Genomic DNA, 26,233 nt, shown 5'->3' on the forward strand with positions numbered 1-26,233 from the left:
AATGGATATCTGGACTGTTCTGGAATACGCGGCCTGGGCCCTTTCTGCGCTCTTCGCCTTTTTGATGCTCTCCGACATGGTGCGTATCGACATGACCTATGACAACGACCTGCTGACATCATCCCGCGAAGGCGAGATCGAAGCGGCAGCCGAACGTCACACGCTGTAAGGGGCCGGATATGGTAGACACGAAAACCACCTCCGGCCAGCCTGAACGGTTGCAGCTTTTGCGCGTTCTCGGCCCCGCCCATATCTGGGCGCTCGGCGTCGGCATCGTTCTTGTCGGCGAATATATGGGATGGAACTTCGCAGTCGGCAAAGGCGGCATGATCGCCGGCCTGATCGCATGCTGGGTGGCCGGCCTGCTGTATACATGCGTGGCAATGATTGATTCCGAGGTGACATCCACGGTTGCCGCAGCCGGCGGTCAATACGCCCAGGCCAAGCACATCGTTGGTCCGCTGATGGCCTTCAATGTCGGGCTGTTTCTGGTCATGGCCTATACGATGCTTGAGGCCGCCAACGCCATCACCATCGGCTTTCTGCTCGACACGGTGGCTGGGATGCAAGGCCATACGGGCCTGCACCAGCAGCCGTTCATCGTCCTCTGCGTGATGTTTCTGGCATGGCTGAACTATCGCGGCGTGCTGGCGACGCTGACATTCAATCTCGTGATCACCGCAGTCGCGTTCATGGCCATCATCGCCCTGTTCCTGTCGGTGCAGTTCGGCGTGTCGAGCGTGCCGCTCGATTTCTCGGCGGTAACGACGGATCCGATGCCCTATGGCTGGATTGGCATTCTCGCCTCCCTGCATTTCGGTCTCTGGTATTATCTCGGCATCGAGGGTACCTGCCAGGCGGCCGAGGAAGTCCGTTCGCCCGCTCGCTCGCTGCCTTACGGCACCATGGCCGGCATCATGACGCTGCTGATCGCTGCGACCATGACCTGGTATGTCTGCTCCGGGCTTATCCCGTGGGAATATCTCGGTCAGGCCGGAACGCCGCTGTTTGACGCGGCCCGCGTCACAGGCAATCGTGGCCTGATGGTTCTGCTGTTCATCGGCACGATGTTTTCGACGCTTGCCTCGGCAAACGGCTGCATCAACGATGCTTCGCGCGCCTGGTTCTCGATGGGCCGCGACCGCTATCTGCCGATCTGGTTCGGTGCCGTGCATCCGGTCTATCGCACACCGTACCGCTCGATCATCTTCCTCGTGCCGATCGCCTTGATCTTCGCACTCGGCGCACCGCTCGACCAGGTCGTCACCTTCTCGATCCTGTCGGGACTGCTGGGCTACACGTTCATGACGTTCAACATGGTGATGTTCCGCAGGAAATGGCCGCTCGATACCATCAAGCGCGGCTATGTCCATCCGATGCACCCGCTACCGACGATCGTTCTCCTGATCCTCTGCGCCACAGCCTATGTCGCCGTCTTCTTAGGGTACGGGACACAGCTGATCGCGATGGTCAGCTTCTATATTATCGCATCGCTGTGGTTCCACTTCCGGCGTTACCGGTTCGTGCGCCGTGGCGATCAGTTCACCATGCCCTGGCCGCGGCCTGAAGGGTATTGATCTGAACACAGCCCGCAGCCGCATCAATGGCTGCGGGTCCAGCATCTGGAGGGATCAGCGTTGACGATCACCTATCTGCTCTTCGCCTTTGCCCTTTTGGCTGTCGCCTGGTTTATTCGTGCGGCCATACGCGGACATCGGGAGGCTATGCAGCAGCGCGGCTGCTTGCTCGATGAAGCCCACGGGCTGCTCAGCGAACCCGGCATCAGCATGGCGGCGGATGAGTTTCCCATCGTTACGGGCCGGATCGGCGACGGCCGCCGTGTCAGGCTTGAGCTGATCGCCGACACGATGGTGACGCGCCGCCTGCCGCAACTCTGGCTGAAAGTGACGTTGTTCGAAGGCGCGCTGCGTGACGGCCCATCGCTCGGCGCGCTCGCCCGTCCGACCGGTTCGGAATATTACTCACTCGTTCATGGCTTTGCAGAATGGATGCGGCCGCCCGAGATGGACATGTCCTTGCTGATGCGCGGCGACGGGCGTGCGACCGCTGAGCAAGTGGCGATCGCCGGCCGTCATTTTCAGCGTCTGTTTGCTGATAAAAAGGTCAAGGAAGCGGTGATCACCGCGAAGGCAACCCGGCTTGTCTATCAGGCATCGCAAGGTGAGCGGGCGGCGCATATGTTTCTGCGGCAGGCGCGGTTTTCTCTTGAGACGGTTCCTGCCGCAACGATCACCCAGGCCATTGTGCTGGCGGCCGGTTTGAGTACGATTTACTCCGAAGCAGACAGGCCGCCTGTCTTGCAAGTTGCGTGAGGACTGATGTGTCGAAGCCGGTAAACCCTTACCTCGTTCTCCTTCTGTCGATCATCCTGCCCGGCGCCGGCCATGTTGCAATCGGCGAGGCCCGCCGTGGGCTGGCATTCGCGCTGTTCGTGCTTCTGTTTTCGTTCCTGACCTACATGACCACCACGCCGGAACAATCCTTTCTCGGACGGCATGCAGGTGGATTGTTCATCTGGGCGCTCTCCATCCCGGACGCCTATCGCAGGGCACGGATCCGGTTTTCGCTCAGGTCGCAAGCGTAGACGTGCAGGAGCGAAGTTGGCAGCCGTCTCCCAAGCCCCGGCAATAGCCGCAAGCCTATACTTTCCTGTTGAAACTATAGGATTGGAAGAGGCCTGCAGATGGCTGTCGACGCGCGCTCCACCAGATGGCAGGCGAGTTCGACGCGGCGCGGCGGCATCGGCAGGCCGGACAGGCTGTCGCGCAAAAGATCGAGGGCAACCGAACCGATCTCGCGCATCGGGATGTGCATTGTCGTCAACGGTGGATTGAGGAAAGAGGCCTGCGGCAGGTCGTCCATACCCATGACAGACACATCGCCTGGAACGGAATAGCCCCGCTGCTGCACGCCCATCATCGCGCCAACGGCCAGGCTGTCGCCGGCGGCCAAAACTGCAGTAAAATCCAGCCCATGCGCTTCTATCCTTGACGCAATGGCCTGCGCCGCCAGTTCCGGCAGCCAGTCATCGACGGGGACAACCAGATCCGCATCTGCGGCAAGCCCGTGATGTAGCAACGCATCCTTCCAGCCCTCGTAACGCCGCTCGATGGTGCGCCGCCCCGGCCGCATCAGGAACAAGATGCGCTCGTGACCGAGCCCGATCAGATGATCGGCTGCCAGCCGCGCGCTGGACCGGTTGCAGGGGGTGACGCTGGAAAGCCGCATGAACGGATCGTCGCTGTTGAGCAGCACAACCGGCTTGTCGAAGCCGCGTGTTGCGGCCAGCATGCCCTCGTCATCGACGGTCAGGAACAGAAGGCCCGCAACCTGCGGATCATCCTGCGCCTCCTTGAGTACGGCCAGTTCCTCGTTGCGATCGGCGATCGGTCGCGTGACGATCTCAAGCCCCAGTGCCAGCGCCCGTTCCTTCAGACCCTCGAGCACATAGAGGGTGAACTGGTTGCGCACATAGTCGATCATCGCAGCACTCGATGCCGCCAGAATGACCTTCTGGCCTGCAATCGCCGTTGGAACCACGTAATTGGCGAGCTTCGCCGCTTCGAGCACCAGCTGGCGGATTTCCGGCCGCACACCTTTTTCGCCCGCAATCGCCCGCGACGCCGTGCTCAGCGATACGCCGCAGGCCTCGGCGATATCCTCCAGACGCACACGCTTGCTCTTCTTTCCGCGTTTGCCCGCGATGGGTTTGACAGCCATATCGATCTCCGTTGCACCAACATGAGAAAAATTTTCAGATTGCGCAAGGAAATTCGGCGTGCATTTATTTCCCCAACGAGCCGTCCCCAAGAGCGGCACATGTGGAGGAGCATTCATGGGTCCAGATGGCCGCGATATCAGCAACGGTCTCGATCGCCTTGTCGCCGGAACAACCGGCCTCAGGCACGACGGCCGTTTCCATGAGCCTAATCTCGATGGTACGGCTGGCGATTACATCAGCTTCGACAGCTGGGAATGGCCGCAGGGCGTTGGTCTCTATGGCCTGATCAAGCTCTGGCTGTTCACCGGCCGCGACGACCTGCGCCAGTTGGTCGAAGACTGGTATCAGCAGCGTATCGATGCCGGGCTGCCACAGCTCAACGTCAACACCACCGCGCCGATGCTCGGCCTGTCGGTGCTCTGGGCAAAAACCCGTGATCCACGCTGGCAGCCGGTTCTCGATGAATGGGCAAACCGGGTGATGGCGGAGCTTGGCCGCACGCCGGAAGGTGGCTTCGAACATCACGTCTCCGACAAGGTCAATCACGACGAACTGTGGGACGACACGCTCTATATGGTGGCCCTGTTTCTCGCATCCTATGGTCAGGCCAGCGGCCGTCGCGAACTGATTGACGAAGCCTCGCGCCAGTTCCTCGTCCACACCCGCTACCTCGCCGACACCCATACCGGCCTCTGGTTCCATGGCTGGACGTTTGACGGACGGCACAATTTCGCCCGGGCGCGCTGGGCGCGCGGCAATGCATGGATCACAGCGGGCCTGCTCGATCTGTTCGATCTCGCCGACCTTGCCAAGCCCGTAAAGGACTTCCTTCAGGGCGTACTGGTCGCCCAGGTCGATGCACTGTTGTCGCTTCAGGCCCCCTCCGGCGCATGGCGCACATTGCTCGACGATGCGACATCCTATGAGGAAATCTCCGCCACGGCCGGGATCGGTTACGGCCTGCTGAAGGGGTATCGCCTCGGCCTCGGCACTCCGGTGTGGCGCGAAGCCGGCCTCAAGGCCTTGCAGGTGGTGATGGACAATATCGACGAGACTGGCACCGTTGGCAATGTTTCCTACGGCACCCGCATGGGCCATGACCTCCAGTTCTACAAGGACATTCCCATTCAACCGACCGGCTACGGCCAGGCACTGGCGATCCTGTGCCTTTCCGAAGGCCTGCAGCACGTCGGACAAGAAGGACAAGCAGCATGACGATGAAGATTTTGTACGGCGCGGCCCCCGAAGACGTCAAAGGCTATGACACGGAAAAACTCCGCAGCGCCTTCCTGATGACCGACCTGTTCGTGCCGGACGCCGCCAGTTTCACCTATACCCATGTCGATCGCCTCCTTCTCGGCGGCGCCATGCCGGTGTCCAAAAGCGTGACCTTCGGTTCCGGCGACGAGATCGGTACGCCCTATCTGCTGTCGGCGCGTGAAATGGGCATCGCCAATCTGGGCGGTACGGGTACTGTGACCGTTGACGGGCAGGCGTTCACCCTGGAAAATCGCGACGTGCTCTATCTCGGCCGTGGCGCCCGCGAGATTTCAATGGAAAGCCTGTCGGGAAAGACCCCGGCCCGCTTCTACATGAACTCCGTCCCCGCTGGTGCCGATATCCCCCACAAGCTGATCAAGAAGGCGGAATCGAAGGCCATCGACCTGGGCGACGGCCGCCGCTCCAACAAGCGCCGCCTCGCCATGTACATCCATCCGGAAGTGACCCCATCCTGCCTGCTGTTGATGGGTATAACCGATCTCGCCGAAGGCAGCGTCTGGAACACCATGCCGCCGCACCTGCATGAGCGCCGCATGGAAGCCTATTGCTATTTCGACATGGCGGCGGAAGATCGCATCATTCATCTGATGGGCCGACCCGAAGAAACGCGCCATCTGATCGTCGCCAATGGCGACGCCGTCCTGTCACCCGCCTGGTCTATCCACATGGGCGCCGGCACCGGCCCGTATGCCTTCGTCTGGGGCATGACCGGAGAAAACCAGGAATATAACGACGTGGCCCCGGTGGCCTTGGCAGAGCTGAAATGACCCCGATGAGATCCTTGATGAACCGCAAATTGAACGCTGGCGACGCCATCCGCTACTGGCAGCTCGGAACGATTGCCGAAGAGCGCTTCGACGTGCCCGATGCACCGATGAAGGGCGAGATGGATCCGTTCTTCTTTCTCACCAAGCACAAGAACTTCATTCCGCACGAATATCCTTGCCGGACGATCTTTGCCGAAACCTATCGCGGCAAGCGCCCCGATGTCCGCGGCGCCTTCGAAGCGGTCCGTTGGTGGTTGCCGTTCGGCTCGCCGCGCCTCGATCTCTCCGGCTTCTGGTTCCGCCCGACCCGGCTTGCCACCTTTGCCCGCACATTCATTGCCGCTGAGAAAGCCGGAACCGCCAAGGTTCGCCTCGGCACCTGTGGCGGCGCGGTCCTCTGGGTGAACGGTACCGAAGCCGGCTGGATGGCGCCCTATAGTCGCAATCTGGAGGCAAAGGCGGAATTCGACCTGACGCTGCAGGAAGGCCTGAACGAGGTCACGATCTTCTTCGATGATCTGGCCGAACGCGACGCCCGCTACTTCTTCCAGCTCGATTACCTCAATGGCCCGGCGGCCAGCATTGCCGTTCCCGTGCCGATCGAGGGCAAGGTGGCCGAGACGATCGAGGCCGCCCTCGACAGCATGCATTTCGAGCGCACGGCCTATTTCGAAGGCGACATCACGCTGCGGCTTGCCGAGCCCCTGCCAGTGGATGTCGCTGTCAATGTCACGGTTGAGGGCGACTTCATGTCGACCGAACGCTTCGACTATGACTTTATCCTCAAGGCTGGCGACGCGCGTCTGGTCATCGGCCCTTCGGAAGCTGCACCCGCCGATTTCCGCCATTTCCGCATCGCGCTGAAAGCCGGCAACTTCGTTGCCTCGCGCTCGCTCGGTATCGAGATATGCCATACCGGCCGCCAAGGCACGGCACCGGCGACGCTTACTGAGCGCATCACGGAGACGCTCACCGAAGTCTCGGAATTTTCCGAACGCGACACTGTCCGCGCTTTCGCCCGGCTGGCGAGCGGCCGGAGCGGTGCCGATACCGATGCGATGATCGAGGAGATCCTGCCGTCGATCGAGGATTGCCACGACTGCGCCGATTTTTCCCTCGTGCCGCTGATCTGGTCGCGCACCGTCTGGGGCAAGGATATCGGCGAAAAGACCCGCGCCCGCATCGACCGGGCCATTCTCGATTTCCGCTACTGGATGGACGAGCCCGGAAACGATGTTCAGTGGTATTTCTCCGAAAACCACGCCCTGCTTTTCCACACTTCCGCCTATCTCGCAGGACACCTGCTGGCAGAAGAAACCTTCGCCCGCTCCGGCCGCAAGGGTGCCGAGCAGAGCGCCATTGGTGCCACCCGTGTGCGCGCCTGGCTCGATCATTTCGAAGCTTGGGAAATGGCCGAGTTCAACTCGGCGCCCTACTTCCCGATCGATCTCAAGGGCCTGACGGCGCTCGCCGCGCTGTCGCCCGATGCGGATATCGCCGAACGGGCGAAGAAGGGCATCGTGCGCCTCTGCGAAGTGATTGCCCGCTCTGCGCACCACGGCATGGTCACGGCAGCACAAGGACGTTCCTATGAGCACACGCTCTGCGCCGGCCGCTCACTGGAGCTTTCTGGCGTCACCCGCCTGCTCTGGGGTGCTGGCTGGTATGGCCGCCGCGTCCATGCGCTTCCGCAGCTTGCTGTCTGCCTGCGCGATCATGATTTGGTCATTCCAGAAACGCTCGCCGCCGTTGCCAGCCATCAGGCAGACGAACATCAGGAATGGCGGTTTGCCCAGGGCCAGGACCGGTTTGCAGCCCTCTATCACTACAAGGGCCGCGATTTCGCCATGGGCTCCGCCGCGCATTATCGCTGGAATGAATGGGGCTATCAGGAAACCATCCTGCATCTGCGCCTCGGCAAGCGGCCCGAAGCCGCAGTCTGGATCAACCATCCGGGCGAAACCATTCAGTTCGGGTACGGCCGGCCGTCCTTCTGGGGTGGGTGCGGCACTCTCCCTCGCGCTCACCAGTATCGGGGGCTGGCCGTACTCGACTTTGTGACCTTTGAAGAACAGCCTGATTTCACCCATGCCTGGTTCCCGATCGCCGAATTCGACGAAAGCACTGTTCGCGGACGCCTTGCCATCGCCCGCAGCGGTGGCGGTGCGGTGATCCTGCTCGGCAGCACCGACCTGCAGCCAGTGACCACAGGTCCCTCGGCCAATGCGGAACTGCGCCAATACGGCCAGAACACCCGCTGGATCGTTCGGGTTTGCGAAGCCACTGATCTTAACACGGTGGAAAGCCGGTTCGCCTCACTGTCCGTCGCAGAGACGGCAGACGGCACGCTGGTCGTCGAAGACCCCGACTACGGCACGGTCACGTTCCGCAAGGATGGGTCGGTCGAGGCCGAAGGGCGGACAATCGTCCCCAGGGATTTCACGGTCGCGGGCGAAGTCGCCATGCTGGCCGCACACTAACGACGAAGCGCCGGCGAGGAGAAACCGGCGCCGGTTGCAATGCGGGCAAGGAGAAGCCCGTCCACAAAGGAGGAGGAAAGCATGACCAGGACCAGAACGATGCTCGCGGCATTCGCCGTCGGGCTTTTGACGTCCACGGCAGCATTGGCCGGGGACGTACGAATCATGTGGTATTCCGATGGCGTCGAGGGCGAGGTCCTGAAGGACCTGATCGGCCGCTTCATGAAGGACAATCCGGATATCAAGGTCACCATCGACAACGTGTCTTACAGCGTTGTGCGCGAACAGCTGCCAGTGCAGCTTGAGGCCGGCGACGGTCCCGATATTGCCCGCGTCACTGCCCTGAAGGCATTGAGCAAGCATTGGCTGGATCTCAGGCCGCTGGTTGCCGACGCCGCCTATTGGGACACGAACTTCGGCGATCAGGCGGACTGGATGCGCCCCGACGGCACCAACCAGATTTCCGGCTTTATGACACAGATCACGCTGACCGGCGGCTTTGCCAACAAGACGCTGTTCGAACAGGCCGGCGTTGCCCTGCCTGGCAAGGATGCGACCTGGGATGACTGGGCCAAGGCTTCCAAGCAGGTCGCCGAAAGCCAGCAGATCCCCTTCCCGATGGCGCTGGATCGCTCCGGGCATCGCCTGACCGCGCCCGACATTGCATTCGGGGCCAATTACATCGGCGCTGACGGCAAACCGGCGCCGCTTGACGAGAGCTCCAAGGCTTTCATCTCCAAGTTCATCGGCTGGATCGAAGACGGTACGATGAGCAAGGACGTCTGGGTATCGGCAGCCGGCTCGACCTACCGCGCCGGTGCCGACGACTTCATCAACGGCCAGGTCGCGTTCTACTATTCCGGCTCCTGGCAGGTGCCGAACTTCTCGACCAAGATCGGCTCGAACTTTGACTGGGTCGCGACCGGTAGTCCCTGCGGCCCGGCAAACTGCACCGGCATGCCGGGCGGGGCGGGTCTGGTGGCGATCAAGTACACCAAGAACCCGAAAGACGTTGCCGAGGTCATGGACTATCTGGCCAGCGAGCCGGTCGTGAAGGAGTTTTCCGAACGCACCCTGTTCCTGCCGGCCCACAAGGGCGTGATCGAGAAGGGGCTGGACTTCAAGACGGACGATGCGCAGGCCAAGACGGCGCTCGGCATCTTCGTCACGGCGTCTACCTCTCTGGCTGACCTGGCGCGCAAGCTGCCGGGTTGGGGCTGGTCCGACACGATCTACGGTGCACTCGTGACCCGTGTCAGCCAGGCGGCGGCCGGCGAGATGACGCTTGATGAGGCCTATACCCGTATCGACGCGGATATCGCTGCCAAGGTCAAGGACTCGGCTCTCTAAGGTGGAAACATGCGGGCGGCGGCGGGCAATCCAGCTCCGTCGCCCGCTTCATATCTTCGATGAAAGCCGGGCCGTGGCGCCATTCGCCGCGCAAGAGGAGAGAGATCAATAATGGCAGAGATATCCCGCCAGACCAGCCAGACGGGCCAAAGCCTGGGCGAGGCCGCCATGATGCCGGTGCGCCTTGCCATGGGCATCATCGATGCCCCCCTGCGCTGGGTCCAGAAGAAGTTTGGTCTGGGCGGCATGGCGGCATTCTTCCTGCTGCCCAACATGCTGATCTTCGGCATCTTCGTACTTCTGCCGTTCTTCATCAATTTCGCCTATTCCATGACTGGCGGCACCGCGCTGTTCCTGTCGGACCGTACCTTCGTCGGCGCGGACCAATATTCCAGGCTGTTCGACTGCTCGAACTACCTGAACCCCAATACCTGCGCCGAAGACACGTTCTGGACAGCAGTTGGAAACACCGGCTGGTTCGTCATCCTGCAGGTCACACTGATGATCGCGGTTTCGCTGATCACCGCGCTGATCCTCAACCGCAACCTGATGGCCCGCAGTTTCTGGCGCGCGGTGTTCTTCTTCCCAGTGCTGCTGTCGCCGGTCGTCGTCGGCCTGATCTGGAAATGGATCCTGCAGCGGCAGGGGCTGCTCAACTTCGGTCTCTACGGCTTTGGTTTTGATCCGCATGTCTGGCTGAACGACCGTAACTGGGCTTTCGCCGCCACCGTCGGTGTCTCGATCTGGGCGCATATGGGCTTCTACACGCTGATCATTCTCGCAGGCCTTCAGGCTATCCCGAAGGATCTGTACGAGGCCGCCGAGATGGATGGCACGCGAGCGATGCGCGTCTTTAGCCGTATCACCCTGCCTCTGCTGATGCCGAACCTGCTGGTCGTCATCGTGCTGGTGCTGATCCGTGCCGTGCAGATTTTCGATGAAGTCTATGTGCTGACCGGCGGCGGTCCAGGCACCAGCACACTGTTTGTCACGCAGTACATTTACGAGACCGGCTTTGCTGCACAGTTGCGCAATCCAGGCCTTGCCGCCGCTGCCTCGATCCTGATGGGCCTCGTGCTCGTTGTCCTCACACTCGTGCAACTCGGCCTCAGCCGTTCACGTGACAAGAAGGGAGCCCGCAAATGAGCCGGGCCATCGAATTCCTGTTTCGCCGCAAAGGCGGCAAAGGCTGGCACTGGACGGATATCGTCACCTGGGTCTGGCTGATCGTCGGCCTGTTCGTGATGTTCGGCCCGGCCGTCTGGCTGACGGCATCCTCGTTCAAGTCGCCCGCAGCCCTTGCCGAGTTCCCGCCGACCATCCTGCCCTATGTCACCCAGAAGGTGACGGTTGAAGGTTATGACAAGCCGCTCGATCTCTACACCGCGACGCTGGAAGATGGCAGCACGGCGACGCTCGCTGAAGTTCGCCGCATCGGTACCGTCAGCCAGATGGTCGATCCCGAAAAGCCCGCCGAGATCATCAAGGTCAACATCGCCAAGCGCACGCCGGTCCGGCAGATGTCGTTTGCGACCGAGAACTATACCGAGCCCTTCACCCATTTCGATTTCGTCCGCTACCTCTGGAACTCCGTCTTCGTCACGGTAACCGCAACGCTGATCACATTGGTGGTCAATTCCATGGCGGCGTTTGCGCTGAGCAAATACGAGTTTCGCGGCCGCACGTTCGCGATGCTCCTCATCCTCGCGACGCTGATGGTGCCGCTGTCGGTCATCATGGTGCCGCTCTATTCCATCGTCTCGGCGCTTGGCCTGTTCAACAATCTCTGGGGCGTGATCCTGCCGACGGTGGCGACGCCGACCGGCGTTTTCATCCTGCGCCAATATATGCTGACCATCCCCGACGAACTGCTGGACGCCGCCCGCATGGACAAGGCGTCTGAATGGCAGATCTACTGGCGCATCATCCTGCCCCTGACAGCACCGGCGCTCGCCGTACTCGCCATCTTCTCCGTCGTCTGGCGCTGGAACGACTTCCTTTGGCCGCTGATCGTGCTGTCGCGCAAAGAGCTCTATACCTTGCAGGTGGGCCTCAGCATCTATTCCGGCGAGCTCAACGTGCAATGGCATTTCATCCTGGCGATGACGGTCGTGACCATGATCCCCGTGGTTCTGGTCTTCCTCTTCCTGCAGCGCTTCATCACCACCGGCATCGCCGGAACCGGCCTGAAATAAGGGTTCATCATGGGACATATCAAACTCACCAATGTCGCAAAGTCTTTCGGGGCAATCGACGTGCTCCATGACATCAATCTGGAGATTGCTGACGGCGAGTTCGTCGTCTTCGTCGGCCCGTCCGGCTGCGGCAAGTCCACGTTGCTGCGCATGATCGCCGGTCTCGAAAAGCCGACCGGCGGCGAACTCGCCATCGATGGCAAAGTGGTCAACGCCATTCCCGCCGCCGATCGGGGGCTTGCCATGGTGTTCCAGTCCTATGCCCTCTACCCGCATATGAGCGTGCGCCAGAACCTCGCCTTCGGGCTCGAAAATACCAAGATGCCGAAGGCGGAGATTAACACCCGCATCACCGAAGCGGCCCGCATGCTGGAGATCGAGCATTACCTCGACCGCCGACCCGGCCAGCTCTCTGGCGGCCAGCGCCAGCGCGTCGCTATCGGCCGGGCGATCGTGCGCCGTCCCGTCGCCTTCCTGCTTGATGAGCCACTGTCCAACCTCGACGCTGAACTGCGTGGCTCAACCCGCGCCGAACTGGCTGCCCTGCATGCCCGCTTGTCCGCAACCATGATCTACGTCACCCACGATCAGGTCGAGGCGATGACGCTTGCCGACCGCATCGTCGTGCTGCGTGCCGGACGCATCGAGCAGATCGGCACGCCGATGGAACTCTACAATTCCCCGGCAAACCGCTTCGTCGCCGGCTTCATCGGCTCGCCACACATGAATTTCCTCGAAGGCTCGGTGGAACCGTCATCCACCGGCAAGGCCGTCGCCACCTTCGCCGGCGGCAACAGGCTGGAACTGCCGGTCGCCGCCAGCAGCCTTGCCCACGGTTCCGCCATCACGCTCGGCGTCCGGCCGCAGCACGTCTCGATTGGTACCAACGGCGAAGGCATTGCGGCCAAGATCAGGCTGGTCGAAGCGCTGGGTTCGGAGACCATCGTTCACACCGATGTCGCCGGTCAGAAAATCCTGGTCGTCGCGCAAGGACAGCATAACCTGACGCCGGGAGCGGATATCCGCCTGGCACTGTCATCGGCGCCGTTGCATCTGTTCAACGAGAAGGGGTTGCGCCTTGAGCACGCTGTTTGATCTTTCTGGAAAGGTGGCGCTGGTCACCGGCGCGCGAACGGGCCTTGGCCAGGGCATGGCGCTGGCGCTCGCCCGCGCGGGCGCCGATATCGCCGCCCTCGGCTCCAGTCCGATGCCGGAAACGGCCGAAGCCATCGGCCAGACCGGCCGCCGGTTTCATGCGCTCGAAGTAGATCTTTCGCAAAAATTCGATGCAAAAGAGGTCATGGGCTCGGTCGTCTCTGCACTCGGGGGCATCGATATCCTCGTCAACAATGCCGGCATCATCCGCCGGGCCGATCTGCTCGATCATTCGGAAGAGGATTGGGACGCTGTCCTCGACGTCAACCTGAAGTCGGCCTTTCTGCTGTCGCAGGCCGTGGCAAGCCACATGGTCGAGACTAGGCGGCCCGGACGGATCATCAATGTCGCGTCGATGCTGTCTTACCAGGGCGGCATTCGCGTGCCCGCCTATACTGCATCCAAACACGGTATTGCCGGCCTGACCAAAGCCATGGCCAACGAACTTGCGCCGTTCGGCATCACCGTCAATGCCATCGCGCCCGGCTACATGGAAACCGACAATACCGAAGCATTGCGCAACGACACCAACCGCAATGCCCAGATCTCCGCCCGCATCCCGATGGGCCGCTGGGGCACGCCGGACGATCTCGCCACCTCGGTACTATTCCTTTCCTCTCCCGCCTCCAGCTATGTCACCGGTATTACCGTCCCGGTCGATGGCGGCTGGCTGGTGCGCTAAGAAAAGGCCATCTCCATCGAACCGCTGAGATTCCGGCTGCGTGTGGCGAAACCGTTCAAAGCCTCCTGTATAGGCTCCGGATTTCGGGAAGACTATTCTTCACCAGGCAATTTTACGCTCGTATCGTAGGAGCATCCGACCAGGGTTTTGCCCGGATGACTGCTGACATTGGATATATTCCGCGTTATGCGCGTGGTGACGGTCCAGCCCGTTTCCTGATCCTTTTCGACCTTGTTGATCAGCTCACGCTCACCAAGGAATTTGTCGGTTCCCGGAAAACTGTTCTGGATGTTTTCCTGGAGCGCCAATTGGCTTGGATCTGCAACATCAAGCACGGCCAGCACAGCATTGGCACTGAAAACAATCGTGCTGGTTTCATGGCCGGCGATCGTGATTGGCGAAGGAAGCAGATACTGTGACAGGAACAGGTTGCCGGATTCCTGTTTCTTCCAGCCCCTTTTTTTAAACCCGCCATCCTCGTCACCCAACGTGATCGAAAACCCCATATACTGAGGCGCCTCGAGCTTGCAGTCGATAGCATCAACGATATTGACGGCATTGGGATCGTATTCTTCAGCGTGAGCCAAAACAGTCGTTGTGATCAGCAATAGTCCAGTGAAGAACACACGTGCGATCATTTTACAGTCTCCATCGTTTGAATACTGCTGCAAGTTCTGGGTTAGCAAGCGGCCTAATCCTGTAATTATTCAAGGCTTTGGCATATCTGCTTTCATTCAAGCATCATAGCTGTAATCGGTTATCACGGGTGTGGAAAAGCCAACATTGCAAGGGAACCCAATAGGAAAGTGGAGTTGTCATCATCTGTCTGTCCACACAGATCGTTACAGTCAAAATTCATCGGTAGTGATCCATCGTCGATCTATTTGCGAAAATGATCACATCTGCACGCCAGTGAGCGTCCGGGTGGCCTCCTGGAAGTTCTGCGAAACAATCAACGCCGAAGAGATTTCTGTTGTGGCAATTGAAAAATCTGATTTACTGATATTTCGCGGATTGGCTTTGGGGGATATTGCCGATGGTGTCGACGCGTAGAGATATGTTGCTTGGTGGCTTGGCGTTACTTGGCGCCGGCGCGGTCCAGAATCCGGCGTTTGCGGCGGCGGCTTCCTATTTCGCCGGAACCGCCGTCGATAATGGCGTAACGTTCCGGACGACCAACTTTGCCAAGATCGACAAGCAGTGGCGCCGCCAGGTCGTTAAATACTTCAGCGCCGAGCCGGTCGGTACCGTGGTCGTCGATACGAGAAACCATTTTCTCTACGTGATCATGGAGAACAAGACGGCCATCCGCTACGGCGTCGGCGTCGGCCGCGATGGCTTCAAGTGGTTCGGCCGGGCGACTGTCGATCAGAAATCTCTGTGGCCGCGCTGGACGCCGCCGGCCGATATGCGCAAGCGCCATCCTGAGCTGCCGGAATTTGTCGAAGGCGGCTCGCCGAAGAACCCGCTTGGCCCCCGCGCCATGTATCTGCATCGCGACGGCGTCGATACCGGCTATCGCTTCCATGGCACGCTGGAACCGGGCAGCATCGGCAAGGATGCCTCCAGCGGCTGTATCCGCATGTTCAACGAAGACGCCATCGACCTTTACCAGCGTTGTCCCATTGGCACCGCAGTGCAGGTTCTGCCGCATATTGCCGACCAGGCCCCCCAGGTCAGCGACGCTACCCCGGTCGAATGAGGAATTTCCCCTGATGTCTGCAATGATCGGATACGCGCGGCATGTTTTGGCCGCGTCCATGCTCTTGGCGCTCACTGCCTGCAACACCACCGATATCGCCTCCGTCGAAGAGCCTGCGGCGGTCCCGATGACCGGCCAGACCAACGATCCCGCACCCGGCTTCGAAACCGTCTCGGCTGGCAGCGAAGAGGATTTCATCCTCAATGTCGGCCGCCGGGTCTATTTCACGCAGGATTCGGCTACGCTCGATTCTGTCGCCAAGGCAACGTTGGACAACCAGGCGGTCTGGCTCAACAGCAACCCGCGCTGGCTGGTCAAGCTGCAGGGCTTTGCCGACGATTCCGGATCGGAATCCAAAATGCAGGCGCTGTCGCAGAAGCGCGCCGATGCGACGATGGCCTATCTGACTTCGAAAGGTGTGGACGCCCAACGCCTGTGGGCCAAGGGTTACGGCAAGGACCGCGAAGTCCGCGACTGCACGGATCGCTCCTGCAAGGTGCAAAACCGCCGTGTGGTCTCCAACCTGCGCACCCAGCGAGACGCGCTCTGAGCGCAGATTGCGTGTTTGCAGAGTAGCCGGCCGACGAAACGCAAACGCGCATGTGTCTCTCAGCTTTACGCGAAAGTTTCAGGGTTGGCGTCGATACGACGCGCGAGCACAGAGATGATGCTGCACGATCATAGCCAGCATGGTGCTGGAAGCGATTGTTGCCGCAAGCGGTGCTGCCTGAAACGTATTAGCGTACTTCCCTGACACGGAGGGGAAAATTCCGTTGGTAGGTGGCGCGGATCAGTCGTTCCGCAGCTTCGGAGGCGCGTGTCTCATCGCGAGCCTCGATTGCGTCGATGATGGCCTCGTGCATTTTCAACGAGTGCTGCAGCCCTCCGAACGTCTTCAACGTCTTTGGGATGCTGATCGTCAGTGCCGCGCGGATGACGGAGGAGACAGGCAGCAGGAACCGGTTGTGGGCGGCTTGAAATATTTGCAGATGGAAGCTGATGTCGGCTTCGATTGCCGCCTGTGCCGTCGCGTGGTCTTCGGCCATACGGGAAAACGCCGCCCTGATCTGCGCATGTTCGGCGTCGGAGCCGCGACGCGCGGCAAGGCTGGCGGCCAGCGGCTCGACAGCCGAACGGATTTCGAACAGCTCTTCCGCCAGCGCGTCCTGATCATCGGCATCGCCCTGCCAGGCGAGAACCACCGGATCGAGTGTGTTCCAGAATTCCGGAGATCTGACGCGGGTGCCAAGACGCGGTTTGGCCTCGATGAACCCCTTGGTCGACAGGATCTTCAACGCTTCCCGCAGCGTCGTCCGGCTGACCCGCAGGTTGGTGAGGAGGTCGGATTCTGTTGGCAGGATCTCGCCGACTTTGAGCTCGCCAAGCGTAATGCGCCGGCCGATCTCGCCGGCAATTTGCGCCGGAAGCCCCCGGTCTCCGATGGCAAAGGTCTTCATCCGTCATCCATTCACGTATTGTGCTCTGCATGTCATAGGGCAAGTACAGACGACATGCACCTGTCCAGTCAAGGCCAACACGAAGGCTGGTACGACACCTCGAATGCGCCAAGATCCTCCGCATAGCGCTTTGTCATCGCAAGACCTGCGTCGCTGGGGCGAAGCGCCGGTGCGCGATCGTAGATGGGGATTCCTGCACGCTCCCCGAAGAGGCGTTTGCCATAGCACAACAGGTTTTCGATGCCCTGCATGGTAAAGACGACCGCTGGCAGCATGCGGCGATAGTCGTCCTCAGCGTGTTCCTCCCATCCGTCGCAGAAGAATTCGTAAACCCTGACGGCGTAGTCGATGCAGTCAGGTGCCAGGATCAGCCCGCGACAGCCGGCGCGCAGATTGTCCGGCAGTTCCAGCCCTGCCCTGCCGTTGAAGACCGGAAGTGTTCCATCGGTCACCTCGATCAGCGCTGCGATATCGACGACCGGCCCCTCACCCTTGACGAGCTGGATATTCGGGTGCTGCTGAACCAGATCACGAATATCGGTGGCCGACAATCCGCGCCCCATCAGGGCCGGGGCATTCTGGATGGCGACCGGCAGATCGGTCTGGTCCGCGACGCGGCCAAAGAACTGCATATATTCGCGTGCCGCGAACTGCCCGATCATCGGCGGCTGCAGGATCAGCCAGTCGGCGCCAACATTGGCCGCATGGCGGGCCTGGCGCACCTGTTCCTCGACGGAGGACCCGAAGATCGTCAGCGCCACCGGCACGCGGCCGGCCGTATCCTCGACGGTCCACTCCATCACCGTCAGCCGCTCATGTTCGCTCAACTTGGAGACCTCGGTGGCAAGACCAAGCGCTGCCATGCCGTGCACACCACTGGCCAGACACAGTTCGACCTGCCGGCGCATCGCATTGCGATCGAGCTTTTCGTCGCTATCGAACAGCGCGTAGAGAATGGCATGAATGCCGTGCAGATCCTGCACCCGGAAATTGTTCATAACCGCCGCCTCAATGACTGTCGCGCGGGACCGCATGACCGCGGCCACCGACGAGGAAATCGAGATCGGCGCCCGTGTCCGCCTGCATGACCCGTTCGACATAAAGGCCTTGGTAGCCTCCCGCCATTGCGGGCTGAGGCGGCCTCCATTTTGCCCGCCGCCTTTCCAGTTCAGCGTCGTCAACTTCGAGATGAAGCCTGCGGTTTTTAACGTCGAGTTCGATGAAGTCACCGTTCTCGACAAGCGCCAGTACCCCGCCCACCGCCGCTTCCGGCGCGACATGCAGTATGACGGTGCCAAAAGCCGTGCCGGACATGCGGGCGTCGGAGATGCGGACCATGTCGCGCACGCCTTTTTTCAGCAGCTTCTGCGGCAGCGCCATGTTGCCGACTTCGGCCATGCCGGGATAACCCTTGGGTCCGCAGTTTTTCAGCACCATGATGCAGGTTTCATCGATATCGAGATCAGGGTCGTCAACGAGGCTCTTGTAGTGATCGATGGTTTCGAAGACCACGGCCCGGCCCCGATGCTGCATCAGGCTGGCTGTAGCCGCAGAAGGCTTGAGAATAGCACCTTGCGGTGCAAGATTGCCCTTCAGAACGGCGATGCCGCCTTGCTGGGTCAAAGCCTTTTCGCGCGGCAGAATGACATCCGTATTGTAGTTTTCAGCAGTCTCGATGTTGGCGCCGACGCTGTTGCCTGTCACCGTCAGACAGGTCAGGTCGAGCATGTCGGCGATCTGCTTCATCACCACGGGCAGACCACCGGCGTAACAGAAATCCTCCATCAGATGCTTGCCGGACGGCATCAGGTTGAGGATGGTCGGTACGTCACGGCCGAAACGGTCCCAGTCATCGAGCGTCAATTCGGTGCCGATCCGGCCCGCAATCGCCAGGAGATGGACGACGGCATTGGTCGAGCCGCCGATTGCACCATTCACCTTGATGGCATTGGCAAAGGCCTGCCGGGTCAGGATCTGCGACGGGCGCAAGTTTTCGGCAACCATCTCGACGATGCGGCGGCCGGTCAGCCGCGCTAGCCGGGCGCGGTGCGCATCGACCGCCGGGTAAGCAGCGTTTCCGGGAAGTGCCAGCCCAAGGGCCTCGGCCATCGACGCCATGGTGGAGGCTGTACCCATCGTCATGCAATGGCCGGGGGAGCGCGACATGGCGCTTTCGGCGGCCATGAAATCCGCTGGCGACATGACACCGGCCCGCACATCCTCGGAGAATTTCCAGACATCGGTGCCCGAGCCGATGGTGCGGCCCTTCAGCCGGCCGTTCAGCATCGGCCCGCCGGAGATGACGATTGCGGGCAGATCGCAGGATGCAGCCCCCATGACCAGCGATGGCGTGGTCTTGTCGCAGCCCGCCATCAGCACGACACCATCCATCGGATTGCCGCGAATGGCCTCCTCGACATCCATTGATGCCAGGTTGCGAAACAGCATGGCCGTCGGGCGAAGGTTGGATTCACCGCAGGAAAAGACAGGAAACTCCAGCGGCAGGCCACCCGCTTCCAGCACGCCGACCTTGATCTGTTCGACCAGCCCCCGGAAATGCGCGTTGCAGGGCGTTAGCTCGGAGAAGGTGTTGCAGATACCAATCACGGGGCGGCCGTCAAAGACGTCGTCCGGCAAGCCATTGTTCTTCATCCAGCTGCGATGGATGAAGGCATCCTTATCAAGCCCGCCAAACCAGTTTTGCGATCTCAGTTTCCGGGACATGGGCATTCCTCCGATTTCTTATATATTCTCATATAATCGGAGTTATTATTCGTCAAGCATGCAACATGCGCGAAATCATCGTGACGCCCATAAGCAGAACGACCCGACCGCAGGCCTCTGCGATCGGGTCGTTCCTCATTAAGGAAGTGTGTAATGCAGCGCGCCCGGTCAGACCGGGTGGTGCTGAACACTCAGGCCGCCATCGATGGTCAGGCATGTAGCGTTCATGAACGGACATTCGTCGGAGATCATGAAGAGTGCAGCTAGCGCGATCTCGTCGGCCGTAGCGATGCGCCCGCCCGGATGCAGCTTCATCGTCGCAGCCTCGGCGGCAACCGGATCAGGAAAACTGTTCCAGTATTCGGTGGCCTTTTGCGTCAGCACATAACCTGGCGCCAGCGCATTCACCCGCACGCCCTTCGGCGCGTATTCGATGCCGAGGGATTTTGTCATGCCCAAAAGCGCGTGCTTGGCGACCGGATAGGGGAACGTGTGCGGAATGATGGTGAAGGCATGGGTCGAGGCGATGTTAAGGATCACGCCGCCGCCCTGCCCGATCATGCCGGGAAGCACGGCCTTCGAGCAATTCCAGGCACCTTTCAGATTGATGTCGAAGCAGCGCTGCCATTCGGCGTCGCTGGTATCCAAAGGCTCATGAAAGACGTTGACCCCGGCATTATTGATCAGCGCATTGATTGGGCCGATCTCGGTTGCGGCCCGTTCGACGGCTACGGAAATTGCAGATGTATCGGTGATGCTGGCGATAGCATAGCCGATTGTGGCACCGCCCGCCTGCAATGCCTTTGCTTCCGTCTCCAGCAAGCCGGCATCGAGGTCGATGAGAAACAGGCTTGCGCCTTCCTTGATGCAGGCCCGGGCGATCGCAAGGCCGATGCCTTGTGCCGCTCCGGTGATCATGATCCGTTTGCCCTTGAGCCGGTCCGTCATCGCGTTACTCCTCCATTACCACTCGGCAAAACTGCCATCTTCATGGCGCCAGATCGGGTTGCGCCAGCGATGGCCTTCCTTGGCGCGCTCGATGACGTAGGCCTCATCGACCTCGATGCCGAGGCCCGGCCCCTGCGGGATCGAGACGAAGCCGTCGGCATACTGGAAGACCTCCTTGTTGGAGATGTAATCGAGAATATCGTTGCTCTTGTTGTAGTGGATGCCGAGGCTCTGCTCCTGGATGAAGGCATTGTAGCTGACAGCATCGATCTGCAGGCAGGCGGCAAGGGCAATCGGCCCAAGCGGGCAATGCGGCGCCAGCGCCACGTCATAGGCTTCCGCCATGGCCGCGATCTTGCGGCATTCGGTGATGCCGCCGGCATGGGACAGATCGGGCTGGATGATATCGACGAAGCCGTCGGAGAGAACCTGCTTGAAATCCCAGCGCGAATACAGGCGTTCCCCAAGCGCGATCGGCGTCGAGGTGTGATTGACGATATCGCGCAGCGCCTCCTTGTTTTCCGAGAGAACAGGTTCTTCGATGAACATCAGCTTGTAAGGGTCGAGTTCCTTGGCCATCACCTTGGCCATCGGCTTGTGGACGCGGCCATGGAAATCCACGCCGATACCGATATAGGGACCGACCGCTTCCCGAATGGTGGCGATGGTCTGGACGGCTTTTTCGACCTTGTCGTAGCTGTCGACGATCTGCATTTCCTCGCAGCCGTTCAGCTTGATCGCCTTGAAGCCACGGGCAACCACGTCGCGGGCATTGTTGGCAACGTCAGCCGGACGGTCGCCACCGATCCAGGAATAGACCTTGATCTTGTCACGCACCTGGCCGCCGAGCAGCGAATGAATCGGTTGGCCGAGCGCCTTGCCCTTGATGTCCCAGAGTGCCTGATCGATACCGGAAATGGCGCTCATGTGGATGGCGCCACCGCGATAGAAGCCGCCACGATACATGACGTTCCAGTGGTCCTCGATGAGGAATGGATCCTTGCCGATCAGGTAATCTTCCAGTTCGTGAACGGCAGCCTGCACCGTCAGGGCACGCCCCTCGACCACCGGCTCGCCCCAGCCGACGATGCCCTCATCTGTCTCGACCTTCAGAAACAGCCAGCGTGGCGGAACGATATAGGTGGTCAGTTTGGTGATCTTCATCAGCGAAGGTCCTGTGTCGAAGGGAAGTGTCGGTCCGGAATTTTCGCGCCAAAGCGCTTGTGCGCCGGACTGTTAGGAGGAGGACTGCGGCACGTGCCGTTTAACGGCGACAGCAAGATCGCGTGCGGCCAGAGACAGCAGTTGCAAGGAGCAGTTCCTGGCGGCGGCCGTGTCGCGCATGCGCAGCGCTTCCACCAGCTGCCGGTGGATATCGATTGCCTCGTCGCGCGTATCCACCGCTTCGTTGGACGCATGCAGCGAGAACTCCAAGGCCACCTGGATGATGCTCGCCAATTGCAGAAACACCTGATTGTGGCTCGCCTTCAGGAGATTGGTATGAAAGGCGACGTCAGCCTTGGTGAAGCGCTCGATATCGCCATCGGCATCGCGCATCTCGTGCCAGGCGCGTTCGACATCGGCGATTTCCTGTACCGTCGCCCGCTCGGCGGCTAGTTCGGCAGCAGCCGGCTCGATCGCCCGGCGGGCTTCCAGGATGCAATTCAAGAGATCGAATTCAAAGATTCTGGGACCGATCCATTCCAGCACCTGCTGATCGAGGATGTTCCACTCGTCCTTGCGGCAGACAACGGTACCGACCCGCGAGCGTCCGCGCACCAGGCCCTTGGATTCGAGGATCTTCAGGGATTCGCGGATGACCGTGCGGCTGACGCCGTAGCGCTCGCAAAGTTCGTTCTCCGTCGGAAGGAAGTCGCCAGCCGAGAAGATGTCGGCGCAGATATCAGCGGCGATAGCCCTCGTCACGTTTTTCTGGACACGCGGCCGCCGGACGGCCTTGTCGCCGGCGTCATCCGCTGATCGTTCCTGTTGTCCTTCCACCGGCATCTCCATCCCCGTCGCCGCACGCTCAACGAGCCTTCGGCGATGCATATCGCAGTTTGAATTGCATGGCGACCGTTGCGAACGGACCATCACGTTCATTCTCAGTATCATACATAGATATTTTAATCATCATACAAAGGCAATTGACCAGTATGATGTTTCGTCCTACACAAATGACCACTGCAGGGAGCAGTTTGATCTAGGGAGAGAGACCATGCGCTTTTTAAAAGCAGCCATCCTGGCTGGCACCGTCGCCGTTTTCGCTGCCACGTCGGCTTATGCTGCCGATGTGAAAATCGGTTTCATCGTCAAGCAGCCTGAAGAGCCCTGGTTCCAGGACGAATGGAAGTTTGCTGAAGTTGCCGCCAAGGAAAAGGGCTTCACGCTGGTCAAGATCGGCGCCGAAGACGGCGAAAAAGTTCAGTCCGCAATTGACAACCTCGGCGCACAGGGCGCGCAGGGTTTCATCATCTGCACTCCCGACGTCAAGCTCGGCCCCGGCATCATCGCCAAGGCTGCTGCCAACGATCTCAAGCTGATGACGGTTGATGACCGCCTGGTCAACGCCGACGGCAGCCCGATCGAAGATGTGCCGCACATGGGCATTTCCGCCACCAAGATCGGCGAAGCGGTTGGCCAGTCCATTGTCGACGAGATCAAGAAGCGCGGCTGGAACATGAGCGAAGTCGGCGCGATCCGCGTTTCCTACGACCAGCTTCCAACGGCCGTCGATCGTATCGAAGGCGCCCTTTCCGTGTTGAAGGCAAACGGTTTCCCGGAAGCCAATATCTTTGATGCACCACAGGCAAAGACCGATACGGAAGCCGCACTCAACGCTTCGACCGTCGTTCTCAACAAGAATGCCAATATCAAGAAATGGGTCGCAGTCGGCCTCAATGACGAAGCCGTTCTCGGTGCCGTGCGCGCCACCGAAAGTGTCGGCATTCCAGCAGACAGCGTGATCGGCGTCGGTATCGGTGGTGCGGATTCGGCGATCAATGAATTCAAGAAGCCAACGGCAACCGGCTTTTTCGGCACGATCATCATCTCGCCGAAGCGTCACGGCTATGAGACTGCGCTGAACATGTACGACTGGATCGCCAACGGCAAGGAGCCGGAAAAGCTGACCCTGACGGCAGGCCAGGTCGCCTTGCGCGACAATTATGAAGCGGTCCGCAAGGAACTTGGTATCGAATAATCGTCGCATCAACGAAAACGCCCGGCGGCTTTAACCGCTGGGCGCCCCTATTCGGAGCGCGGCTATGCAAGACCTTCTCGACTTCAAATCCATATCAAAGGGTTATCCCGGCGTTCAGGCTCTGTCCGACGTCTCTTTCTCCGTCCGGAAAGGGACCGTTCACGGCCTGATGGGCGAAAATGGTGCCGGGAAATCCACCCTGATCCGTATTCTGTCCGGTGATCAGGCTGCCGATACCGGTGAAATCCGCATCGGTGGCGAACGGCAGGTGTACAAATCCGTCCGCGACGCCTTTCAAGCCGGCGTGATCGTCATCCACCAGGAATTGCAGCTGGTCGCCGAGCTGACTGTTGCCGAAAACCTCTGGCTTGGCCGCTTCCCAGCCAAAGCCGGCGTGCTCGACAGGCGCAAGCTGCTCGGTGTCGTGGCTGAAAAACTCACTGAAATGGGCATCGATGTCGATCCGGCGGCGAAGGTCGCCTCGTTGTCCATCGGTGAACGGCAGATGGTCGAGATCGCCAAGGCCGTGATGGTCGATGCGCGCGTTATCGCACTGGATGAACCAACCTCCTCATTATCTTCCAAAGAAAGCGAAATCCTGTTCTCGCTGATCGACCGCCTACGGGCGAACGGCACTGTCATTCTCTATGTCTCGCACCGTCTCGACGAGATTTTTCGCCTCTGCGACAGCCTGACAGTGCTACGCGACGGCAAGCTTGCCGCCCACCATTCGGACATTTCCAAGGTGACACGCGATCAGATCATCGCCGAGATGGTCGGGCGCGAGATCGCCAATATCTGGGGATGGCGCGGCCGGCCGCTCGGCGCCGAACGGCTGCGGGTCGAAAATATCACCGGCCCCAAACTTCCCAAACCAATCGATTTCACGGTGCGGAAAGGTGAGATCCTCGGCTTTTTCGGGTTGATCGGCGCCGGGCGCAGCGAAATGGCGCGGCTCCTCTATGGCGCCGATGCACGGTCACAGGGCACGGTCGCGGTAGACGGAGAAACGGTCACCGCCGATAGCCCCGCGCACTCGATCCGTGCCGGTGTGGTTCTGTGTCCCGAAGATCGCAAGTTGGACGGCATCATTCAGGGCCGGTCCATCGAAGAGAACATGGCGATTTCCTCGCGCCGCCACTTTTCGCCCTTCGGTATCCTTAACCCGAAGAAGGAAGGTGAATTGGCCGAAACCTTTATCGCCAAGCTGCGTGTGCGCACGCCGTCCCGCAAGCAGGACATCATCAATCTGTCCGGTGGCAACCAACAGAAGGTGATCCTCGGCCGCTGGCTTTCCGAGCAGGGCGTCAAGGTTCTCTTGATCGACGAACCGACGCGCGGCATTGACGTCGGCGCCAAATCGGAAATCTACGAAATCCTCTATGAGCTTGCGGCACAAGGCATGGCCATCATCGTCATCTCCAGCGAGTTGCCGGAGATCATGGGCATTACCGACCGGATTATGGTCATGTGCGAAGGCCGCATTGCTGCCGAGATCGAGCGACCTGATTTCGACGATCGGCGCATCTTGGCCGCTGCCCTGCCGGACGTTTCCAATGCCGCCGACCTTCCCATTCAACAGGTACAGAGCCGATGACATCCTTGAAAAAACTTCTTCTCGGCGAACAGGGACTGGTCGTCATTTTCGCCCTTGCCTTCGCGATCGTCTCGCTGACGGTTCCCAACTTCCTGACCGAGCGCAACATGCTCGGCCTGCTGCAGTCGGTGGTCACCATCGGCATCGTTGCCTGCACCATGATGTTCTGCCTGGCGTCGCGCGACTTCGACCTTTCCGTCGGCTCGACGGTAGCGTTTTCCGGCATGATCGCCGTCATGGCGTCGAATGCCACTGGATCGATCGTTCTTGGCCTGCTTGCGGCGCTGGTTTGTGGCGGCTTTGTCGGCCTGGTCAACGGCGTCGTCATTGCCCGTTTTCGCATCAATGCGCTGATCACGACGCTGGCGACCATGCAGATCGTTCGCGGCCTGGCGTTAATCTCGTCAGACGGCCGCGCCGTCGGCATCAACGATTCCGGTTTCTACCAGCTGGCCCTGTCAAAATTCCTCGGTGTGCCGACACCGATCTGGGTCATGGGTATCCTCTTCCTCGCCTTCGGCTTTCTGCTGAACCGCACCGTCTTCGGCAAGAACACGCTGGCAATCGGCGGCAATCCCGAGGCTTCGCGGCTGGCCGGCGTCAACGTCGCCCGCATGCGCATCTGGATCTTCATGCTGCAGGGACTGGTCTGCGGCATCGCCGGCGTGCTGCTTGCCTCCCGGATCACCTCCGGCCAGCCGAATGCCGCAACTGGCCTTGAACTCTCGGTTATTTCGGCCTGTGTTCTCGGTGGCGTCTCGCTTGCTGGCGGTCGCGCTGCCATGGCTGGTGTCATCGTCGGTGTCCTGATCATGGGCATTGCCGAAAATGTCATGAACCTGCTCAACATCCAGGCCTTCTACCAATATGTAGTGCGCGGTTTGATCCTGTTGCTGGCGGTTCTGCTCGACAATCTGCGCTCCGTGGCCGCCGGCCGGCGTGGGTGATCCG

General features: G+C 60.4%; 25 protein-coding genes. 17 read left to right on the forward strand and 8 right to left on the reverse strand.

From position 1 onward, the window contains the following. Position 1: 1 nt before the first annotated feature. The 4 genes from ACQY8Q_RS03095 (at position 2) to ACQY8Q_RS03110 (ending at position 2,605) form a co-directional block, all read left to right on the forward strand. On the forward strand, positions 2-169 hold the full coding sequence (locus ACQY8Q_RS03095) for a hypothetical protein (RefSeq protein WP_428425582.1): 168 nt from the start codon (positions 2-4) through the stop codon (positions 167-169). Between the two features lie 10 nt (positions 170-179). Continuing rightward, complete coding sequence (locus tag ACQY8Q_RS03100; protein ID WP_113247491.1) at positions 180-1,577, forward strand: APC family permease; 1,398 nt, start codon at positions 180-182, stop codon at positions 1,575-1,577. Between the two features lie 147 nt (positions 1,578-1,724). Then, a complete protein-coding gene (locus ACQY8Q_RS03105; RefSeq protein ID WP_428424534.1) occupies positions 1,725-2,333 on the forward strand; it encodes a hypothetical protein in 609 nt (202 codons plus the stop codon). Between the two features lie 8 nt (positions 2,334-2,341). Further along, entirely contained in the window at positions 2,342-2,605 is a 264-nt protein-coding gene (locus ACQY8Q_RS03110; protein WP_428424536.1) for a hypothetical protein, read from the forward strand. 74 nt (positions 2,606-2,679) lie between these two features. Here the strand turns inward: ACQY8Q_RS03110 and ACQY8Q_RS03115 are convergent, their stop codons facing one another. Beyond that, a complete protein-coding gene (locus ACQY8Q_RS03115) occupies positions 2,680-3,741 on the reverse strand; it encodes a LacI family DNA-binding transcriptional regulator (RefSeq protein ID WP_428424538.1) in 1,062 nt (353 codons plus the stop codon). A 115-nt stretch (positions 3,742-3,856) separates the two neighbouring features. On the opposite strand from ACQY8Q_RS03115, the gene ACQY8Q_RS03120 reads away from it, so the two are divergent. The 8 genes from ACQY8Q_RS03120 to kduD all read left to right on the forward strand — a co-directional run bounded on the left by ACQY8Q_RS03120 (position 3,857) and on the right by kduD (position 13,652). Continuing rightward, a complete protein-coding gene (locus tag ACQY8Q_RS03120; protein WP_428424539.1) occupies positions 3,857-4,957 on the forward strand; it encodes a glycoside hydrolase family 88/105 protein in 1,101 nt (366 codons plus the stop codon). After that, positions 4,954-5,790, forward strand: a complete 837-nt coding sequence (kduI, locus tag ACQY8Q_RS03125) for a 5-dehydro-4-deoxy-D-glucuronate isomerase (RefSeq protein ID WP_428424541.1) — start codon at positions 4,954-4,956, stop codon at positions 5,788-5,790. The genes ACQY8Q_RS03120 and kduI overlap by 4 nt, the downstream gene beginning before the upstream one ends. After that, a complete protein-coding gene (locus ACQY8Q_RS03130; protein ID WP_428424543.1) occupies positions 5,787-8,270 on the forward strand; it encodes a hypothetical protein in 2,484 nt (827 codons plus the stop codon). Before kduI ends, ACQY8Q_RS03130 begins: the two co-directional genes overlap by 4 nt. A gap of 81 nt (positions 8,271-8,351) precedes the next feature. Then, entirely contained in the window at positions 8,352-9,620 is a 1,269-nt protein-coding gene (locus ACQY8Q_RS03135) for an ABC transporter substrate-binding protein (protein WP_428424545.1), read from the forward strand. Positions 9,621-9,731: 111 nt separating this feature from the next. Then, positions 9,732-10,766, forward strand: coding sequence for a carbohydrate ABC transporter permease (locus ACQY8Q_RS03140; protein ID WP_428424547.1), 1,035 nt, complete (start codon positions 9,732-9,734; stop codon positions 10,764-10,766). Beyond that, entirely contained in the window at positions 10,763-11,815 is a 1,053-nt protein-coding gene (locus ACQY8Q_RS03145) for a carbohydrate ABC transporter permease (protein ID WP_428424549.1), read from the forward strand. Before ACQY8Q_RS03140 ends, ACQY8Q_RS03145 begins: the two co-directional genes overlap by 4 nt. A gap of 9 nt (positions 11,816-11,824) precedes the next feature. Continuing rightward, complete coding sequence (locus ACQY8Q_RS03150) at positions 11,825-12,910, forward strand: ABC transporter ATP-binding protein (RefSeq protein ID WP_428424551.1); 1,086 nt, start codon at positions 11,825-11,827, stop codon at positions 12,908-12,910. Next, positions 12,894-13,652, forward strand: a complete 759-nt coding sequence (gene kduD / locus ACQY8Q_RS03155) for a 2-dehydro-3-deoxy-D-gluconate 5-dehydrogenase KduD (RefSeq protein WP_428424553.1) — start codon at positions 12,894-12,896, stop codon at positions 13,650-13,652. Before ACQY8Q_RS03150 ends, kduD begins: the two co-directional genes overlap by 17 nt. A gap of 92 nt (positions 13,653-13,744) precedes the next feature. On the opposite strand, the gene ACQY8Q_RS03160 is transcribed toward kduD, so the two are convergent. Continuing rightward, the gene (locus tag ACQY8Q_RS03160; protein ID WP_428424555.1) at positions 13,745-14,290 is read right to left on the reverse strand and encodes a hypothetical protein; all 546 of its coding nucleotides are present in this window, start codon (positions 14,288-14,290) and stop codon (positions 13,745-13,747) included. A gap of 398 nt (positions 14,291-14,688) precedes the next feature. On the opposite strand from ACQY8Q_RS03160, the gene ACQY8Q_RS03165 reads away from it, so the two are divergent. Beyond that, the gene (locus ACQY8Q_RS03165; RefSeq protein ID WP_428424557.1) at positions 14,689-15,354 is read left to right on the forward strand and encodes a L,D-transpeptidase; all 666 of its coding nucleotides are present in this window, start codon (positions 14,689-14,691) and stop codon (positions 15,352-15,354) included. A gap of 13 nt (positions 15,355-15,367) precedes the next feature. After that, positions 15,368-15,904 (forward strand): OmpA family protein, encoded by a 537-nt coding sequence (locus ACQY8Q_RS03170; RefSeq protein WP_428424559.1) that lies wholly within the window; start codon positions 15,368-15,370, stop codon positions 15,902-15,904. A 187-nt stretch (positions 15,905-16,091) separates the two neighbouring features. Here ACQY8Q_RS03170 and ACQY8Q_RS03175 read toward each other — a convergent pair whose 3' ends face one another. The 6 genes from ACQY8Q_RS03175 to ACQY8Q_RS03200 all read right to left on the reverse strand — a co-directional run bounded on the left by ACQY8Q_RS03175 (position 16,092) and on the right by ACQY8Q_RS03200 (position 22,496). Beyond that, entirely contained in the window at positions 16,092-16,811 is a 720-nt protein-coding gene (locus ACQY8Q_RS03175; RefSeq protein ID WP_428424561.1) for a FadR/GntR family transcriptional regulator, read from the reverse strand. A gap of 68 nt (positions 16,812-16,879) precedes the next feature. Further along, positions 16,880-17,809 (reverse strand): dihydrodipicolinate synthase family protein, encoded by a 930-nt coding sequence (locus tag ACQY8Q_RS03180; protein WP_428424563.1) that lies wholly within the window; start codon positions 17,807-17,809, stop codon positions 16,880-16,882. A gap of 10 nt (positions 17,810-17,819) precedes the next feature. Continuing rightward, positions 17,820-19,535 (reverse strand): IlvD/Edd family dehydratase, encoded by a 1,716-nt coding sequence (locus ACQY8Q_RS03185; protein WP_428424565.1) that lies wholly within the window; start codon positions 19,533-19,535, stop codon positions 17,820-17,822. A 168-nt stretch (positions 19,536-19,703) separates the two neighbouring features. Continuing rightward, positions 19,704-20,483, reverse strand: coding sequence for an SDR family oxidoreductase (locus ACQY8Q_RS03190; RefSeq protein ID WP_428424567.1), 780 nt, complete (start codon positions 20,481-20,483; stop codon positions 19,704-19,706). A 15-nt stretch (positions 20,484-20,498) separates the two neighbouring features. Further along, positions 20,499-21,647, reverse strand: a complete 1,149-nt coding sequence (dgoD, locus tag ACQY8Q_RS03195) for a galactonate dehydratase (protein WP_428424569.1) — start codon at positions 21,645-21,647, stop codon at positions 20,499-20,501. 72 nt (positions 21,648-21,719) lie between these two features. Continuing rightward, a complete protein-coding gene (locus ACQY8Q_RS03200; RefSeq protein WP_428424571.1) occupies positions 21,720-22,496 on the reverse strand; it encodes a FadR/GntR family transcriptional regulator in 777 nt (258 codons plus the stop codon). Positions 22,497-22,701: 205 nt separating this feature from the next. Here ACQY8Q_RS03200 and ACQY8Q_RS03205 point away from each other — a divergent pair, with 205 nt between their 5' ends. The 3 genes from ACQY8Q_RS03205 (at position 22,702) to araH (ending at position 26,229) form a co-directional block, all read left to right on the forward strand. Continuing rightward, positions 22,702-23,685, forward strand: coding sequence for an arabinose ABC transporter substrate-binding protein (locus ACQY8Q_RS03205; protein WP_428424573.1), 984 nt, complete (start codon positions 22,702-22,704; stop codon positions 23,683-23,685). A gap of 64 nt (positions 23,686-23,749) precedes the next feature. Beyond that, the gene (gene araG / locus ACQY8Q_RS03210; RefSeq protein ID WP_428424575.1) at positions 23,750-25,282 is read left to right on the forward strand and encodes an L-arabinose ABC transporter ATP-binding protein AraG; all 1,533 of its coding nucleotides are present in this window, start codon (positions 23,750-23,752) and stop codon (positions 25,280-25,282) included. After that, entirely contained in the window at positions 25,279-26,229 is a 951-nt protein-coding gene (gene araH / locus ACQY8Q_RS03215; protein WP_428424577.1) for an L-arabinose ABC transporter permease AraH, read from the forward strand. The genes araG and araH overlap by 4 nt, the downstream gene beginning before the upstream one ends. Positions 26,230-26,233: the final 4 nt, after the last annotated feature.

The sequence above is a fragment of the Pararhizobium sp. genome, from assembly GCF_965279435.1.
Classification (GTDB): domain Bacteria; phylum Pseudomonadota; class Alphaproteobacteria; order Rhizobiales; family Rhizobiaceae; genus Pararhizobium.